Annotated in this window: 15 protein-coding genes; all 15 read right to left on the reverse strand. The window is 47.6% G+C overall.

From position 1 onward, the window contains the following. Window positions 1-12: 12 nt before the first annotated feature. The 15 genes from pknB to dapF all read right to left on the reverse strand — a co-directional run bounded on the left by pknB (window position 13) and on the right by dapF (window position 17,510). Window positions 13-2,274, reverse strand: coding sequence for a Stk1 family PASTA domain-containing Ser/Thr kinase (gene pknB, locus AOU00_RS02965; protein ID WP_069289874.1), 2,262 nt, complete (start codon window positions 2,272-2,274; stop codon window positions 13-15). Beyond that, entirely contained in the window at window positions 2,271-3,047 is a 777-nt protein-coding gene (locus AOU00_RS02970) for a Stp1/IreP family PP2C-type Ser/Thr phosphatase (RefSeq protein WP_069289875.1), read from the reverse strand. The genes pknB and AOU00_RS02970 overlap by 4 nt, the downstream gene beginning before the upstream one ends. 6 nt (window positions 3,048-3,053) lie before the next feature. Then, a complete protein-coding gene (gene rlmN / locus AOU00_RS02975) occupies window positions 3,054-4,094 on the reverse strand; it encodes a dual-specificity RNA methyltransferase RlmN (protein ID WP_013310887.1) in 1,041 nt (346 codons plus the stop codon). Between the two features lie 187 nt (window positions 4,095-4,281). Next, on the reverse strand, window positions 4,282-5,697 hold the full coding sequence (gene rsmB, locus AOU00_RS02980; protein ID WP_061829025.1) for a 16S rRNA (cytosine(967)-C(5))-methyltransferase RsmB: 1,416 nt from the start codon (window positions 5,695-5,697) through the stop codon (window positions 4,282-4,284). Beyond that, on the reverse strand, window positions 5,694-6,653 hold the full coding sequence (gene fmt, locus AOU00_RS02985) for a methionyl-tRNA formyltransferase (protein WP_069289876.1): 960 nt from the start codon (window positions 6,651-6,653) through the stop codon (window positions 5,694-5,696). The genes rsmB and fmt overlap by 4 nt, the downstream gene beginning before the upstream one ends. 6 nt (window positions 6,654-6,659) lie before the next feature. Then, window positions 6,660-7,157: a peptide deformylase gene (gene def, locus AOU00_RS02990; RefSeq protein ID WP_061829023.1), complete on the reverse strand. Its 498-nt coding sequence runs from the start codon at window positions 7,155-7,157 to the stop codon at window positions 6,660-6,662. Window positions 7,158-7,289: 132 nt separating this feature from the next. After that, window positions 7,290-9,866 carry a primosomal protein N' gene (gene priA, locus AOU00_RS02995; protein ID WP_069289877.1) on the reverse strand — a complete coding sequence of 859 codons (2,577 nt, stop codon included), beginning with the start codon at window positions 9,864-9,866 and terminating at the stop codon, window positions 7,290-7,292. Beyond that, the gene (coaBC, locus tag AOU00_RS03000) at window positions 9,866-11,170 is read right to left on the reverse strand and encodes a bifunctional phosphopantothenoylcysteine decarboxylase/phosphopantothenate--cysteine ligase CoaBC (protein WP_069289878.1); all 1,305 of its coding nucleotides are present in this window, start codon (window positions 11,168-11,170) and stop codon (window positions 9,866-9,868) included. The genes priA and coaBC overlap by 1 nt, the downstream gene beginning before the upstream one ends. Window positions 11,171-11,260: 90 nt before the next feature. Then, on the reverse strand, window positions 11,261-11,464 hold the full coding sequence (rpoZ, locus tag AOU00_RS03005; RefSeq protein WP_013310893.1) for a DNA-directed RNA polymerase subunit omega: 204 nt from the start codon (window positions 11,462-11,464) through the stop codon (window positions 11,261-11,263). A gap of 122 nt (window positions 11,465-11,586) precedes the next feature. Next, window positions 11,587-12,159, reverse strand: coding sequence for a guanylate kinase (gmk, locus tag AOU00_RS03010; RefSeq protein ID WP_061829021.1), 573 nt, complete (start codon window positions 12,157-12,159; stop codon window positions 11,587-11,589). 14 nt (window positions 12,160-12,173) lie between these two features. Beyond that, on the reverse strand, window positions 12,174-12,434 hold the full coding sequence (gene remA / locus AOU00_RS03015) for an extracellular matrix/biofilm regulator RemA (protein ID WP_005548256.1): 261 nt from the start codon (window positions 12,432-12,434) through the stop codon (window positions 12,174-12,176). A 56-nt stretch (window positions 12,435-12,490) separates the two neighbouring features. Then, a complete protein-coding gene (locus AOU00_RS03020) occupies window positions 12,491-13,378 on the reverse strand; it encodes a YicC/YloC family endoribonuclease (protein WP_069289879.1) in 888 nt (295 codons plus the stop codon). Window positions 13,379-13,413: 35 nt separating this feature from the next. Next, on the reverse strand, window positions 13,414-15,300 hold the full coding sequence (locus tag AOU00_RS03025; RefSeq protein WP_069289880.1) for a bifunctional homocysteine S-methyltransferase/methylenetetrahydrofolate reductase: 1,887 nt from the start codon (window positions 15,298-15,300) through the stop codon (window positions 13,414-13,416). Window positions 15,301-15,447: 147 nt separating this feature from the next. Continuing rightward, entirely contained in the window at window positions 15,448-16,470 is a 1,023-nt protein-coding gene (locus AOU00_RS03030) for a hypothetical protein (protein ID WP_069289881.1), read from the reverse strand. A gap of 206 nt (window positions 16,471-16,676) precedes the next feature. Then, window positions 16,677-17,510 (reverse strand): diaminopimelate epimerase, encoded by an 834-nt coding sequence (gene dapF / locus AOU00_RS03035; protein WP_069289882.1) that lies wholly within the window; start codon window positions 17,508-17,510, stop codon window positions 16,677-16,679. Window positions 17,511-17,551 lie beyond the last annotated feature (41 nt).

A 17,551-nucleotide genomic window follows, 5' to 3' on the forward strand; every position in this document is an offset into this window, starting at 1 on the left:
GATGCTGAACAGTCAATCACTTTTTCCTTCCTTTTTGTGGGAAGCGTGGCCTGGGTTGTTTTTATAACTAACCGCCAACTCACTGCGCGTCCCCCCCGTGGAATTCGTTCCAGGAACAAAGGCGGAAGGGTCACCATTACTTCCCGTGCCCTCCTGATTGTTCAAGTCTCCTCCACTATTACCACTATCATTAGAAGCTCCCCCGCTATCACCTTCCTCGCCGTTTCCACTTCCATTCTGCGAGGAAGTACCATCAGGTGTATCCGTTGGTGAAGTTCCGGCAGGCGGAGCAATTTGAGGCATTGTCACCGTGCCATTTTTCGCCTCAATATAAGAGACGGGATACGTATCAATAAAGTCACCATCTCTAAATACTGAGACAACACTGTCTTTGTTCGGAGCCATTAGCAGGTTGATAGTGAACACCTGTGTCGTATTAATCGTGCGGCTTCCCCATTCCTGATTTTCTCCACGCGCATCCGTATAAGTAATACGAATTTTGCTGTTTTTACCCTCTTCCTTGGGCGCAACAGGCACATTAAATGCCAGCGTAATCGCTTCTGGCGGGTAACCAGTACTTACATAAATCGTAATTTCCGTATTTGGTGGCAGCTCACTGCCTGCCTCTGACGGCCATTGTTTGGTTACTCTTCCTTTTTCCTGCTCATAGCTAAATTCTTCTTTAATCGAGCCAACCTTCAGTCCTGCCTTTTTGACCTCATTTTCCGCTTGACTCTGCGTCTTCCCTACGAGACTTGGCATTTTTACAGTGTCAGCTCCCTTGCTGACTGTAAGCACAACCTGGACTGAATCCTTATCAAATGGCTCATTTGCAGCGGGTGTCTGACTAAGGACGGTCCCTGCGGCCTGATCACTGAACTGCTCATTTTGCTGAATCTGCGTCTCCTTAATTTGCTGGGCGGTCAGCAGCTTAACAGCATTTTCGTAGCTTTGGCCTTTGACATCCGGCATCGGGGTGAGCGGCTTGGCAATCCCGACTTTCAGACTAATCTTAGTTCCTTCCTTGACTAAAGAATCTGCAGGATAGCTTTGATAAAATACAACTCCAGGCGCGATTCCTTCTTTGTATTCATGCTGGATTGGCTCCTCAATGAGTAGCCCCGCTTTACTGAGATTAACCTTCGCTTGGTCTTCTGTTTGTGTCAATACACCTGGTACTTTTACCTCAGGCACGACCAGTACACTTTGCACATAGTACACCACTCCGCCCATGCACAGAAGTAACACCAACACTAGTGTTACCCACAAAATCGCTTTTTTTCTATTTTTCTTGGACGATTGCTTGCTCGGAAGCTGTTCAGACTCACGCGGTTGAGCAGGTACATCATCCCCGTTAGAAGACATCCCTAATTGTTGAGGCTTAATAGCCGGAATAACCCGTGTTTGATCCTCATCATCCAAATGTGTAAATTCCAGCTTGGATTCATTACGCCGTCCCGGCAGCAAACAGGTTTCCAAATCTTTTAGCATTTCGTCTGCCGATTGATAACGCTCTTCTGGATTTTTGCGCATGGATTTTAGAATGACATTTTCCACACTTTGCGGAATCAACGGATTAATTTTACGCGGTTCCTCAAATTCCTCTTGCAAATGCTTGAGCGCTACACTAATTGGACTTTCTCCCAGGAAAGGGAGCTGCGCCGTCAGCATTTGATATAAGACAATACCTAAAGAATATAAGTCCGATTTTTCGCCGGTGACGACACCCTTTGCATGCTCAGGTGAAAAATAATGAACAGAACCCACAACAGAACCCGTCTGGGTAATGGTCGTTGACGTAACAGCTCTAGCAATCCCAAAATCGGTTACCTTAACCCGTCCATTACGTCCAATTAATATATTATGAGGCTTAATGTCTCGGTGAATGATCTGATTTTGGTGGGCATGCTCCAGCGCATCACAAATCTGGGAAGCAATCCGTACTGCTTCATCCACTTGCAATGGAGCACGTTCTTTAATAATCTCATTCAAATTTTTACCTTCGATGCACTCCATTACAATATAATGGATTTCATCCTCTTGGCCGACATCATAAATACTGACCACATTCGAATGCGAAAGCGAGGCCGCAGACTGCGCCTCACGCCGAAACCGGCGAATAAATTCCTCATCATGAACAAATTGCTGGCGCAACACTTTAACTGCAACATTGCGATTCAGCAAAATGTCTTGAGCCTTATACACCAGCGCCATACCGCCGCCACCGATGCGCTCAATAATTTCGTATCTTCCCCCTAGCAGGTGCCCGATCATGCGTCACACCCCTTTTCACTCAATGAAACCGTGTCATCGGGCAATTCAAACAAAGCCACAGTAATGTTATCGTCTCCTCCGGCAAGCAGCGCCAGATGTAGCAGACGATCCGCACGCTCCTCCAAAGGATTCTCTGCGGCACCTACTACTTTACTGATTTGTTCTTCCGTTACCAGATTGCTTAATCCGTCGCTACACAGTAACAGTACATCGCCTTTTTCCAGCGCAATGGAGTCAATATCCACTTTCACCTCAGAATCAGTACCCAGCGCCCGAGTCAGCACATTGCGACGGGGATGGTTCTCCCGTTCTTCCTTACTGATCTGACCGTTTTTGAACAGCTCATTAACCAAAGTATGGTCTTCTGTAAGCTGACGTACCGCTCCTTTGGATATGACATAGGCGCGACTATCACCGATATGTCCGATAATTCCGGATGCATCGTTTAGTAAAACCGCAACAACTGTCGTTCCCATATTATGATACTTGTCATCGCGTGCAGCCGTCTGGAAGATGACTTCATTGGCATGCAAAATAGCGTCGCTGAGCGCCGCCGTCAAAGAATGTGCGGATAATCCGCTCTCCAGCGTCGCCAAATCAGCGGCAAGTGTCTCTACCGCAAGGCGGCTGGCCGTATCACCGGCCAAATGCCCCCCCATACCATCGGCAACAATCCCAAGAATATAGCCTTGCTCCAAGTGCCTGATCCAGGCAGAATCCTCATTCACCGAACGTACACGTCCGACATGGCTGACATGAACTGTTTTGATCAAATGGTTTCACCCCAACTCCATATGCTTTGCACGCAACTGACCGCAAGCAGCGGCAATATCGTGACCCTGTTCACGCCGGATCGTCACATTGACGCCTTTTTCGGCAAGAATACGTTGGAAATTAAAAATATCGCTGCGTGATGTGCGCACATACTTGCGCTCAGGCACATGATTGACTGGAATCAAATTGACGTGACACAGCATGTCCTTTAACACATCCGCTAGCTCTTCAGCATGTTCTGCCTGATCGTTTACCCCGCCAATCAGGGCATATTCAAACGAAATTCTCCGCCCCGTCTTAGCAAGATAGTAACGTAGAGAATCCATAACATCTTTAAAGGGATAACGCCGATTTACAGGCATCAGCTTCGAACGAAGCGCATCATTAGGCGCATGAATGGATATTGCCAGATTAATCTGGGTATCCTCGTCGGCAAATTTATAAATATTCGGTACAATACCGCTAGTCGACACCGTGATATGACGTTGACCAATGTTCAGACCTTTTTCATGAACCATTGTACGCAAAAACGTCATGGTCGCTTCATAGTTTTCAAAAGGCTCGCCTGAGCCCATAATCACGATGCTGCTCACTCGTTCATTCGTTTTATCCAAAATTTTCTGAGCCTGTACTACCTGTGCAGTAATTTCACCAGCTGTCAGGTTCCGTTTGAGGCCTCCGAGCGTCGATGCGCAGAAAGTGCAACCAATCCGGCATCCCACTTGCGTCGTTACACAAATACTGTTTCCGTAATTGTGTCTCATAATGACCGTTTCAATGGCATGATCATCGTGCAAACCGAACAGGAATTTTACTGTACCGTCCTTTGATTCCAACTTTGTAATTTCACTAAGCGTCACAAAACTAAATTGCTCCTCAAGCTTCTCTCTCAGCGCCTTGGACAAATTCGTCATCTCGCTGAAATCATTGACCCGCTTCACATACAGCCAGTCAAAAATTTGTCCGCCACGAAAAGCAGGCTCGCCATTGTTCTTGGCCCAGTCCTGAAGCTCCTCCAGAGTTAAATCATATATAAAAGGTTTCATCAATGTTTGCACCCGTTCCTTCTTCATTAAGTTCTGTTTGATCGTAGATCGTATTTTTCATTCTTCCTATTTTAGCACAAATCCCTGGAGGGGTAAAAATTTTTCATCTTCATGCAAAAAACCGCCGGAAATGTTCCGGCGGAATGTGGAAATACTGGTGGGCAGCTGCCTGGAATTCTCTTCCGCGCTATTTCACCCGACGCAGGCGCGCGATATAAAACCCGTCGCTGTGAAAATGCTGCGGTAACAGCTGTACCGAGCCTCCCTGAATACTATCCTTTTCGTGGCTCACGTCCGGGAAGGAATGACCCTCTGCCAATTCATACTCTGGATGTTCGCTTAAAAACTGAGTCAATTGTCCTTCATTTTCGTCCGGTTCAATCGTGCATGTGCTATACACCAGAATACCACCTGGCTTCAACAATCCCGCCACACTATCCAGCAACTCATGCTGAAGCTGTGTAATGTCGCGAACATCCTGCGCAGTTTTGCTCCAACGCAGGTCCGGTTTACGACGAATTACTCCAAAGCCAGAGCATGGCGCATCCAGTAAAATACGGTCAAAAGAAGCTGGAGCATAGCGTTCTTTCAGTTCTAGCGCATCACCAGTGACTGTTTCCACAGCATCCAGGCCAAGTCGATTAGCCTGTTCACGGATTAATTGATGCTTATGGGCATGCAGATCATTCGCAACTATCCGGCCTTGATCCTTCATCAGCTCGGCCATATGAGCTGTTTTTCCACCTGGAGCGGCACAGCAATCCAGTACCAGCATGCCAGGCTCAGGAGCGACTGCTTCGGCAACGAGCATGGAGCTTTCATCCTGTACGGACAGCAAGCCGTCCGTATACCACGAGGTAAGCGCCATATTTCCACCGCTACGAACAACAATCCCATAGGGACTAACTGCGGAAGGAACGGCATCAAGCCCTTTTGAGCGCATCTCGTCCAGCAGCTGATCACGGCTGGTCATTGTCGTATTCACCCGTACGCTGACCGCAGGGGGCTCATTATTAGCCTGACAGATAGCCTCAGCAGTATCTGCACCGTATTGCTTAATCCAGCGCTTAACCAGCCACTGTGGATGGGAATGTTCTAATGAAATCCGTTCCTCTGGTGACAAATCGTCAGGAATACGCAGCTTGTCCGGCTCACGCAACATGCTGCGGAGCACGCCGTTGACCATACCGGAAATCCCCTGATGCCCACGACGCTTAGCAATGGTCACCGCTTCACTAACGACTGCATGATCTGGAACTCGATCCAGATAAACCACCTGATACACACTCATCCGCAGCAACGAACGTACCCAAGCCTGAAGCTTGGCCGTTCCTTTTTGAACAAATTTATTCAGGAAATAATCTAGTGTATTTCGGCGTGCGATTGTACCGTATACAAGTTCCGTCGCCAAACCAGCGTCACTTGCAGATAAACCTGCCTGCTGAAGCCGACGATTTAGCTCAAGATTGCTATATGCACCCTCTTGCTCCACACCGGTCAACACATCAAGTGCAACTTCCCGCGCCGTCTGATTGCGAGTCTTGCCGGATCTGGCACCCACTCCCTTGCCTTGGCCTCCCTGGCGGGAGTGACTCCCGCTCATCCGAGCACCGTGCCTGGCTTCATCTGTCCGCCGCGCGCAAAGGTTCCGGCATCCATAACCTTTTTGCCAGCCGGTTGAACCTGAGTCAGCCAAAGAGTTCCTTCGCCTGTCTGCACCTCAATGCCACGAGCAGTCAATTGAAGAACCGTTCCGGGTGCTGGAACATTTGAGCCACTCACTTCACTGTTTATGAAAGGCTGCTCAGCAGCCCAAATTTTAAAAACATTTTCCTCCCAAAGCGTAAACGCACCGGAAAAAGGAACCAGGCCGCGAATCCGGTTGTATATCTGCTGAGCATTGGCACTCCACGAAATACGCTCATCCTCGCGGTTCAGGTTCGGGGCATAAGTTGCCTCGTCCTCGTTTTGCTGCGTACGGTCTGATTGGCCTGCCAGCAACTTAGGCAGCTCGTCCTGCAAAAGCTTTGCTCCAGCTACGCTTAGCTTCTCAAAAATCGTACCAGAGGTATCCTCCGGCTCTATAGCAACCTCAACTCGCGATATCATATCGCCAGTGTCCAGTCCTTCCGCCATATACATCAGCGTCACACCCGTCACAGTTTCACCATTAATAATCGCACGCTGGATCGGTGCACCTCCCCGATAACGGGGAAGTAACGAACCATGCACATTCAGACAGCCGAACCGAGGCAGGTCTAGTACGGACTTAGGCAAAATTTGCCCATAGGCTGCGGTTACGATCAGATCAGGACGCAGCTCTGCCACCTGAGCCACCTCTTCTGGCTGACGCAGGCGGGTCGGTTGCAGTACAGGTAATCCTCGTTTTTCTGCCGCTTCCTTGACTGGTGTAGGCGTCAATATTTTTTTTCGTCCCTGTGGCTTATCAGGCTGTGTAATCACACCAACCACGTTATAACCGTTATCCAGTAACATGTTCAGCGATGGCACTGCAAACTCAGGCGTACCCATAAAGATAATACGAATGTCTTGACTCATCGAACCTCACTCTCCTATCTGACGGTTCGGTCCTGGCTGTTCCAGCGCAACCTCATATACTTTTTCTGCAATATCCGTAAACAAAATTCCATTTAAATGGTCAATTTCATGCTGAAAAGCACGAGAAAGCAACCCTGTCGCTGTAACGGTAATGGTTTTACCCTCGCGGTCCAGTCCCTTGACTGTAACCTTCTCGGCACGACGCACATCCCCGTTCAACCCTGGTATACTCAGGCAGCCTTCAGGACCCAATTCCTCCCCTTCTTCGGCCACGATCTCTGGATTAATCATTTTAATCAAACCATGCTCATCTCCAGCATCTACAACGATGAGACGCTTCAAAATACCTACTTGCGGAGCAGCAAGACCTACTCCCTCCGCTTCATACATCGTATCTGCCATATCGTCGAGCAGCTTTTGCACGTTAGGCGTAATTTTAGTGACTTCCTTTGCTACTTTGTGCAATACGTCATCCGGCTCCAACACTATAATTCTAATTGACATGACAACAGAACACCTTCCTCTTTATGCTTCATTTAGGCCTAACTGTATTCATCACAAACGCGACTGCTACATTATCCTATGTACGGACGGCTTGTCCGCATTAATTGTGCTAATAACTTTTGTGGCAACACTCTACATAAGCATTTGCGGATCAACATCCAGACTAATCAGCAACTTTTGTGCCTGTGCGGATTCGGCCATTTCATCAGCTACTTGCTGAGCCAAACTAATCGCATCGATATTTCCACGCCATTTTATCATACATTGAAATCGGTATCTATTCTTGATTCTCGAAATGGGTGAAGCTACTGGTCCCAAAATGTCGAGTACATCCGATGTAAGACGATCCATATTCCCGAACCATCCCCGTTGTCTGGCTCGTCCCTGTAGTGTTGCTGAATAATTCTCAGCCAGCCGGACCAGCACCGGGAGTTGTTCATGAGAAAAGGTCACCAAAATAAGACGACAATATGGTGGATAGTGCAAATTGCGGCGGTGTTTCAATTCTTCCCTCACAAAAGAAGCATAATCATGGCGACTTGCGTGAATCACCGAATAATGCTCTGGAGTATAGGATTGTACAAATACTTCCCCTGGCAATTGATGTCTCCCAGCACGTCCAGCTACTTGTGTTAACAGTTGAAAAGTCTTTTCCGCGGCCCGAAAATCCGGTAAATTGAGAGCCGAATCCGCAGTAATGACACCAACCAGTGTCACATCGGGAAAGTCCAGGCCTTTGGCAACCATTTGAGTACCGAGCAGCACGTCCGCTTTTTTATCACGAAATTGCTTGAGGAGCTTTTCGTGGGCATTTTTTTCTGTTGTTGTATCAACATCCATTCGAACAACACGTATACCGGGGAATAGCTTCGCCAGCTCTTCTTCCACTCGCTGGGTACCTGTACCGAAATAGCGAATATGCTCACTACCGCACTCAGGGCAAGTCTGAGGCACGGGCTCGGAATAGCCACAGTAATGGCAACGTAAATTGTTCGACCGCTGATGATACGTAAGCGAAATATCACAATGCGGACAACCCGCGACATAGCCACAGCTACGGCACATGACGAACGTGGAGTGCCCACGCCGATTCAACAGTAGTACCGTCTGCTCCTTACGCTCTAACCGCTCTGCAATTCCATTATGCAACGCACGGCTGAACATAGAGCGGTTGCCAGCACGCAGCTCCTCACGCATATCCATGATATGTACTTCAGGTAACGTGTTCCCCAATGCGCGAGTTGGCATTTCAAGCAGCAACGGCGCAAACTCGTCGTTGCTTTGTGAGCGAGCCGCATAATAGCTTTCCAGCGACGGTGTAGCCGAGCCGAGAATAACAACAGCCCCATGCTGATGGGCTCTGCGAATGGCGACATCACGCGCATGATATTTAGGTGTCTCTTCCTGCTTATAGGACGTTTCGTGCTCCTCATCCATAATAATAAGACCTAACTCACGAAAAGGCGCAAATACTGCCGAGCGAGCACCAATCGCCACTTTCACACGGCCTTCGCGTATTTTGCGCCACTCATCGTACCGTTCCCCCCCGGACAACCTACTGTGCATCACTGCTACCTGATCGCCAAACCGGCCTTTAAAACGCTCCACCATTTGTGGGGTTAACGATATTTCAGGTACCAGCACAATGGCCTGTCGATTCTGCTCGATACAACGCTGAATCGTCTGTAGATAGATTTCCGTCTTACCGCTCCCTGTGACTCCATGCAACAAATAAGCTCCTTGCTCACGCGTGTCCAGCTGGAGAATAATGCGTTCATAAACCGACTGCTGCTCTGCTGTGAGAGGGAGTGGCTCTGTAGGCTTGAAGTGTCTGCCCCGGTAGGGGTCGCGGAACACTTCGACATCCTCCAGCAACACATAGCCCTTATCTTCCAACGCCTTAACCGTTGCAGCCGAGACACTCAGTGAGGTCATGACTTCCTTCAGCGACAAAGGCAGAAACTCGCTACGTTCCAGCAAAAAAGCAAGTACCTCCCGCTGACGCTGTGCTTTGGCAGAAAATTGCTCCAGTGCCGTTGATGCCTCGTCTATGCCAATAGCCAGATCAACGGATTTCATGGTCTTTTTACCAAGTTTGTCTTTGATAACTTGACTTTCCTGAAGCACACCCCGGCGTAACAGGGATTTAATAACCTCTGCTTCCTCAGGGAAACGTCGACTGAGTTGCTGCAATGGGACTTGCTCCTTCTCCTGAATGAAGCTAACAATCCGACGCTCCGTCGGATCACTCATACCATCGTCGGTCAGAAGTGCCCATTCGAGTTCATCGCCCTGATTCGGTTGTATAGTACGTTGTGGATGCGTTAACTCATGCTGTTCCGCAATTGAGATATAACGTTCTGCTTTGCCCTTGAGCGCGGTAGGAATCATCACTTGCAGTGCCATAATTTGATTACAAGCATAACGTTCGCTCATCCATTTGCCCAGTTCGACTAGGTCGGCAGATAAGGGTGGTACCAAATCCAGCAGTTCCTGGATCGCTCTCATTTTGTATTTCGGTGGATCATCAGCTGGGACTACCGAGATGACAAAAGCCTGCACCGTCCGTTTGCCAAATGGCACAGCTACCCGACTACCCGGCTCAATCCAAGGTCTCATTGAGTCTGGTATCAGATAATCGAAGGTGCGGTCCGTATCCTTGGCAGGTACATCGACAATGACCTTGGCAACTAAATTGCCCGTCTCCATTAATGCAGCACCCCACCCATGCGTCCCGCGGCTATAGTAAGCAACTTACGCGCGACTTCTTCCTTTGACTGTACAGGAATACGCTCTACGATCCCGCTTCGGTCATAAATTTGAACAGCATTCGTATCGACGCCAAAACCAGCACCATTCACAGTTACATCGTTTGCCGCGATCAAATCACAATTTTTACGTTCTAATTTATCTATCGCATACGTCTCCAAATGTTCGGTTTCAGCTGCAAAGCCAATTAAAAATTGATGTTTCTTACTCCGTCCGAGTGATTCTAAAATATCGACGTTCTTCACTAGCTCTAGCGTAAATACACTATCTTTTTTCTTGATCTTGGTCTGTGCAATCTCACGTGGTCGATAATCTGCAACTGCAGCAGCCATAACGACCATATCGCTCGTTTCCCATTGTTTTAATACAGCGTCGTACATATCTTCAGCTGACTGGACTCTTTCAAGCATAATACCAGTAGGCGGTTCCGCGCTGGTATTGGCAGCAATCAAGTGCACCTCTGCACCCATCTCCTGAGCCACTTTTGCAATGGCAAAGCCCATTTTGCCAGATGAATCATTTGTGATATAACGTACTGGATCAATTCGCTCGATCGTGCCTCCAGCCGTTACAATGACTTTTTTGCCTGAAAGCACCGATTCATTCTCATTCACAAGTGACTCAGGCATTTGAGCCTCCATAGATTCGTCACCAAACCATCGTGGTTCAGACTTGATGGTGGTTTTTTGTTCCTGAGCTTGCTGATCAAAAAAATGCTCTATGGTTTGCACAATTGTGTCCGGTTCTTCCAAACGTCCTTTGCCAACGTAACCGCAAGCCAGTAATCCTTCACCAGGCTCAATCATCTTCACGCCACGTGATACAAGCGTCTCCATATTTTGCATGACTGCGGGATGAGTGTACATATGTACATTCATCGCAGGTGCCACCATAATAGGCGCTGTTGTAGCCAACAACGTTGTAGACAGCATATCATCAGCAAGACCATGCGCCATTTTCCCGATAATATTCGCAGTTGCAGGAGCAACAAGCACCAAATCAGCCGCATCCGCCAGATGAATATGGGATACGACTGATGGCTCTCTTTCATCAAATGTGTCACTGTACACCGGATTACGAGAGAGCGACTGCAGCGTAAGTTCGGTAATAAACTCCTTGGCAGAGGCCGTCATAATCACATGAACATCGGCGCCCTTTTGCGTCAACCTACTACACAGCGCTGCCCCTTTGTAAGCAGCAATTCCGCCAGTTATACCAAGAATAATAACTTTTCCCTTCAACATCGTTAACTCCCCCTGACCTAAAAAAATAACAACCTTGCGGTTGTCAAAGGAATTGGCATTGCGCCCGGTTATAATAGTTGTGTATAATTCTTACTCGTCTTCGCCGCTTTCAAGACGCAGATGGTCCGCGTAAATCTCTTCCAACGCCACTCCAACCTGTTTGTGGGATTTGGGATTCTTGAGAGTCGTCTTTTCACCCTCGCGCAACTGTCTGGCACGACGTGAAGCCGCTACAACCAACGAATACTTACTATCTGCCTTTTTCATCATTTCATCAATGGAAGGATACAGCACGAATAGACACCTCTTCATGTAGTTTTGGGACTGTATAAGCTGAACTCCAGTGTACACCTTCAAGCTCAGCTTATACAGTATTATTTCTCTTTAAGTACGCTTGGCATATGTAAAGCCCTCGTTTAAGGATGAACCTTACAATGTTCGGCGATAATAATGGATTCTATTCGTTTACAAGCGAAATCAATCTCATCATTGACGACCGCATAATCATAGTGACGCAACAAATTCATTTCATCCACAGCTACCGACATACGGTGGTCTATGGTCGCTTGAGTTTCTGTGCCCCGTCCCCGGATTCTATCCTTTAATTCGTCTAGCGAAGGCGGAAGCAGAAAAATGAATATGCCTTCTGGAAATTTTTCTTTAACCTTTAGCGCTCCCTGAACTTCAATCTCCAGAAAAATATCTTTTCCCTGCGCAAGGGTCTGATCTACAAAATCACGTGGAGTACCATAATAGTTCCCTACATACTCAGCATACTCCAGCATTTCATCTCGTTCAATCATACCCAAAAATTCTTCACGCGTTTTAAAAAAATAGGTCACTCCATCCTGTTCGCCTGAACGAGGTGTTCGAGTTGTAGCAGAAACGGAGTATGTTATCTCTGGTAGCTTCTCACGCAATGCGTTGCCTACCGTCCCTTTACCGACACCCGAAGGTCCGGATATTACAAATAATAATCCCTTAGCCATAGTACACTCCATTTTTATTCGTCATTGTCATCATCTTTAGTGGATAGGCGATGAGCGACCGTCTCCGGCTGCACCGCAGACAGGATTACATGATCACTGTCTGTAATAATAACAGCCCGCGTCCGGCGGCCATAGGTAGCATCAATTAGCATATGACGGTCCCTGGCTTCCTGTATAATCCGCTTGATCGGAGCAGACTCCGGACTGACGATGGAGATAATTCGGTTGGCCGACACGATATTGCCGAAACCAATATTGATCAATTTGATTGCCATATTCAGGTCTTTCCCCCTATACATGTGACTCTTGCAGCCGTGCCGCTACCAGGTAGCTACTCAATATTTGCAGCCTGCTCACGAATTTTCTCGAGCTCTGCTTTCATCTCAACGACCAAATTAACCAATGTGAGATGATTAGCCTTGGAGCCGATCGTGTTGACTTCCCTGTTCATTTCCTGGATTAAAAAATCTAATTTGCGACCGGCCGGCTCGTCTGACAGCAGCAATCCCTTGCACTGTCCAAAGTGACTTTGAAGCCGGGTAAGTTCCTCGTCAATATTGCTGCGATCCGCGAATAACGCAATCTCCATTCCGAACTTATGTTCATCAAGCGTAAATGAACCGTCCTGAAGCTCTTTAAGCCTGTGTTTCAGCCTGTTACGGTAGTCGCTCACAACATGAGGAGCCAGCACCGTCATTTCATGATGCAGAGATTCCAGACGTAAAATACGGGATTCCACATCTTGCGCCAAATGCCCGCCTTCTCGCCTTCTCATCTCCAGTAAACCTTGCAAAGCTTCATTCAAAGCCCGCTGTAGTTGCTCTTCCCAGTCCTCTTCATCTCCATGGAAAGCCTCTCCAGGCTCACCCAGAACGTCAGGCAAAGCAAGAATATCGCTTATCCCTAACGTTCCTTTCACTCCATAACGATCCGCCAGCTGCTCCGCTGCATGCAGGTAAGCCTGCACCACAGTGTCATTCAACCGCGCGGCGGGCATCTGTTCTTCATCACGTTCCCTGTGGATGAAGACATCGATACGACCGCGTTTAATCTGCTGTTGAACCGTTCTTCTCAAGCCATCTTCGTATCGAGTCCATTCGCGCGGAATTCTCATCATCACTTCGCAATAGCGGTGATTCACCGATTTCAATTCCAAGCGCACTTTATAGCCCTCATAATGAAGGATGGCTTGACCGTATCCGGTCATACTCAATGACATCGGCATCACATCCATTATACTATTGTAATTGATTATTATAGTCGAAACAAGGGGGCCTGTGCACGGCCTGATTTTTGCCATACGTAAGATGTCAGTTCAGCTGTCATTTCATAGAACATAAATGGAGTCATAAAATAGATTCCATTAAAATGTTCCATTGCCGTATCAAGTAACTCCTTGGCAATAGACACGCCCATTGCTCGTCCTTCCGGCCCCTCAAGACCAGACATACGTGCACGTACCTCATCGGATAACTGAATCCCTGGCACTTCATTGTGCAAGTATTCTGCATTGCGCCCACTAGCCAGCGGCATAATACCGATAAAAATCGGTACTTCCAAATGTCGTGTCGCTTCCGCGATGGCTGCAATCAACTCGTGATCGTATACGGGCTGAGTCATAACATAATCGGCTCCGGAGGCAATTTTCTTCTCCAACCGCTGTACGGCTTTACCCAAATGCTTGACATTAGGATTAAATGCGGCACCTACCACAAAATTAGCTTTCTGCTTCAGTGGCTTACCGGAAAATGCGACACCATCATTTAATTGCTTGATCATGCGTATGATTTCAAAAGAGGTCATATCATACACCGAACTGGCGCCTGGCAAATCACCGAACCGCGCCGGATCTCCAGTAACCGCCAGTACATGGTCAATACCGAGCGCGTCAAAACCCATCATGTGGGATTGAGTACCAATCAGATTGCGATCACGACATGCTATATGAATTAATGGGCGCAAGCCTGTTTCAATACTGACCAAATGTCCAAGCGCCATGTTGCTCATGCGAGTGACTGCAAGCGAATTGTCAGCTAGTGTAAGCGCGTCGGCCCCTGCTTTCTTCAATGCATGAGCACCTTGCATAAACCTTGTAATGTCCAGATCGCGCGGAGGATCCAGTTCTACAATGACCGTATGTCGTTCCTTAACCAGATCCACAATATTGGGCTCGCTGGTATGTCTGCCATTTCCTCGTTCCTCTTCATCTGCAATCCGCTCTGCCACTTGAAAGGACTCTTTCGACAAAGCTTCTTTTGAAGCCAGCGGAGGCGGTTGCAAACGGTTCAAGGCTTTGGAGATAGCTGCAATATGTTCCGGTGTAGTTCCGCAGCAACCACCGAGCAGCCTCGTCCCCAGGTCTACAAAGGACTTGGCACATTCTCCAAAATATTCAGGTGATGCACCGTATACATAGTGACCGTCCACATAATCTGCTAGTCCTGCATTCGGATATACGGACAGCGGTACAGACAAAGGGCCGTCCAGCTGCTCCATTACACTCATAATTCCCTGCGGACCCGAGTGACAGTTAAATCCAAGGATGTCTGCCCCCTCATTACGCAGCACCGAAAAAGCTTCCGCCACCAAAAAACCATCCTGGGTACGACCAACCTGATCAACTGCAAACTGACAAATTACCGGAATGTCACTGTATTTACGTACACTGTGAAGCGCAATGCGTATTTCATCCAGTGAATAAAACGTTTCGCACAAAATGCCGTCGACTCCTTCGGAGAGAAGGGCATCAATTTGCTGCTCATAGTTTCTTGCCAGCTCCAGTTTTGATATGTTAAGCCGTTTGCCCCCACATATGGAACCCACTGCACCTACCACATAATGTTCAGGTCCGGCCGCAGCTCTGGCAATTCTCACACCGGCACGATTGATCTCTTCTACCTTAGATTCCAAACCAAACCGGGCTAACTTATAATCATTTGCAGAAAATGTATTAGTCTCCAGCAATCGAGCTCCTGCACTTAAATATTGACCATGCACGTCTGATATAACGTCAGGCGAAGTGATGTTCAGTTCTTCGAAAGACGTATTTACTGGAAATCCTAGCTGGTATAAAAAAGTCCCCATTGCGCCGTCTCCGACAATAATTTCACGATTCAGCACAGTACGCAAATCCGGTTTCATGTCCTCTGCTCCACCCCGCTCTTTATTTTCATACTAATGTAACATAAAGAGACTACAAACATAAGCCAAAAACAAAAAAAGCCGCCCCACTCCCCGACAATATGATATCAGGAGTAAAGCGGCTTAATTTATCTTTTCTATTTTCTACTACATTTTCCCATCGGAAGAATGGAGAGAGTAAGCGTAAAAAGTCCCTTTTTTATTCACTTTAGCCACAATAGAATCCGTTCCCTTTTGCTGCTTGGAGAACGTATATTGATTCCCTTGAACGTTCACTTTATAGCCGGTCAAATTGATATTAAATAACATCTGAGCCTTGGGCTTGACTAGCTTCAAAGCTTCTGAGGCAGTATATTTCGGGCTTGCAAATGTTTTTTTGAAATCTGCGTCATCGTTCCAGTCTACCCCATAGGTGGATACGGCCAGCACTTTACCGGTTACCGCGCTAATTTTGACCTCACTCGCCTCGTTTGCATCCTCAAACGACCAGTATGAAAGTCCCTTCGTCTCGTCCTTGTACCGTGAAGCGTGCTGTACCTTGATTCGCTGTCCACTCACACGCTTAAATGTGTTCATTGCACGGTTCAGTAACACAGGGTCCACCCGCTTCAGGGCATAGTCCGCGTTGATGGTAATAGCGTTACCTCGATCCACATCCACATACAACGAGGAAGCTTGTTCTCCTGCACCCCAAAACACCCAGTAATTTGAAGGCTTGTTGGACTGATAAGGGGATTTGACCCGCCAAAATGCTTCAAACTGCAGAGGACGCTTGCTGTCAAAAGCTTTGGCGCTGTTTAGCACTTTCGTCTTGAGTGGCGCGTTCATCGCCTTTCCCAAGCTGCTTATTTTATATCGTATGGTTGTAGAATCCACTCTGTTTTTTTCTTTATTATATTCTGTCTGCAACGTAGCAGTTCCGTCTTCCAGTTCGCCCTCTACAATCCAGGTTTTCCCCATATCTGTCACATCGTCAAATTGAAATGCTGTCTTTGAACCAATGAGTTGTTGCACCGCTTTTTCTAAACGGCTTACCACTGTCGGAGTTAGCGAGCCAACCTGCTTGTCCGTCGTTTCCGCGGCAGCAGGAATGGTCGCCGCCTGAACCGGAAGCGCGGTGGCTACAAATATGAGGACTGCAACTGCTGAAATCCAACGAAATTTCCGCACTATGAACGGCCTCCTTATTGTTTTTTCATTTTCTATATTATACATCGTTCAGGCGCCAAAAAAAGACAGAATATTGCCTTCTTCATCGTATTCCTTGTATACAGGGGCATGTAAGTCCAAAAAAAGAAGACCTCTAAGGTCTTCTTTTCACTCACTTCTATACGATTCATAGGCCAGTTACACGCTATCTTTATAATTCACATGATTCAGAACAGACGACCTTCGTACACGATCTCAGCCGGGCCCGTCATATATATGTGATTATCTTCCTCGTTCCATTCGATATCCAGATCGCCGCCCTTCAGACTTACAATGGCGTGACGGTCGCTGTATCCGTTTAGTACAGAAGCAACAAGCGTAGCACAGGCTCCGGTTCCACAAGCTAGCGTTGGTCCGGCTCCCCTCTCCCATACTCTCATATCTATATGCTTCCGGCTACGTACCGTGGCGAACTCAACATTTGTTTTTTTAGGGAACAACGGATGGCATTCCAGCTTCGGCCCCCAGGCTTCCAGATCAAAGCTTGGCGCATCCTCCACATAAATGACACAGTGCGGATTCCCCATAGATACAGCCGTAAAGCGAAAACCACTTCCTCCAGCTTCAATAGGCTCGTTAATTACGCTAGTCCGCTCTAGTGTAGTTGGAATTTTCAAACCCTCAAGAATCGGCTCTCCCATATCTACCTTCACCATACGAACAAGTCCGTTCTCTACAGTTAGTTCCACCTGCTGCACACCTGCGCCCAGGGTCTCGATCGTGATCTGTTCACGGTTGATATGTTTACGGTCATATACGTATTTGGCAGCACAACGGATAGCATTACCACATTGCTCGGCCTCCGAGCCGTCCGAGTTAATGATGCGCATGCAGAAATCCGCTTTTTCTGACGGCAATATATATACCAACCCATCGGCGCCAACACCAAAATGTCGATCACATAGCCGAACAGCTAATTCCGAGGCGTCAGACGGCAAATCCTGATGCCCAAACCAAACGATAAAATCATTACCTAGACCGTTCATTTTTGTGAATTCCATAGCTTACCTCCGCCGTTGCTGCTGATATCATGTTCCTCATA

It is taken from the genome of Paenibacillus polymyxa, assembly GCF_001719045.1.
GTDB lineage: Bacteria > Bacillota > Bacilli > Paenibacillales > Paenibacillaceae > Paenibacillus > Paenibacillus polymyxa_B.

Excerpts from the sequence above, each read along its gene's own strand:
- remA (WP_005548256.1), bottom strand. The coding sequence starts at position 12,434 with ATGGCAATCAAATTGATCAATATTGGTTTCGGCAATATCGTGTCGGCC.
- rlmN (WP_013310887.1), bottom strand. The coding sequence starts at position 4,094 with ATGAAACCTTTTATATATGATTTAACTCTGGAGGAGCTTCAGGACTGG.
- gmk (WP_061829021.1), bottom strand. The coding sequence starts at position 12,159 with ATGGCTAAGGGATTATTATTTGTAATATCCGGACCTTCGGGTGTCGGT.
- pknB (WP_069289874.1), bottom strand. The coding sequence starts at position 2,274 with ATGATCGGGCACCTGCTAGGGGGAAGATACGAAATTATTGAGCGCATC.
- rsmB (WP_061829025.1), bottom strand. The coding sequence starts at position 5,697 with ATGAGCGGGAGTCACTCCCGCCAGGGAGGCCAAGGCAAGGGAGTGGGT.
- AOU00_RS03020 (WP_069289879.1), bottom strand. The coding sequence starts at position 13,378 with ATGTCATTGAGTATGACCGGATACGGTCAAGCCATCCTTCATTATGAG.
- def (WP_061829023.1), bottom strand. The coding sequence starts at position 7,157 with ATGTCAATTAGAATTATAGTGTTGGAGCCGGATGACGTATTGCACAAA.
- dapF (WP_069289882.1), bottom strand. The coding sequence starts at position 17,510 with ATGGAATTCACAAAAATGAACGGTCTAGGTAATGATTTTATCGTTTGG.
- priA (WP_069289877.1), bottom strand. The coding sequence starts at position 9,866 with ATGGAGACGGGCAATTTAGTTGCCAAGGTCATTGTCGATGTACCTGCC.
- coaBC (WP_069289878.1), bottom strand. The coding sequence starts at position 11,170 with ATGTTGAAGGGAAAAGTTATTATTCTTGGTATAACTGGCGGAATTGCT.
- AOU00_RS03025 (WP_069289880.1), bottom strand. The coding sequence starts at position 15,300 with ATGAAACCGGATTTGCGTACTGTGCTGAATCGTGAAATTATTGTCGGA.
- fmt (WP_069289876.1), bottom strand. The coding sequence starts at position 6,653 with ATGAGTCAAGACATTCGTATTATCTTTATGGGTACGCCTGAGTTTGCA.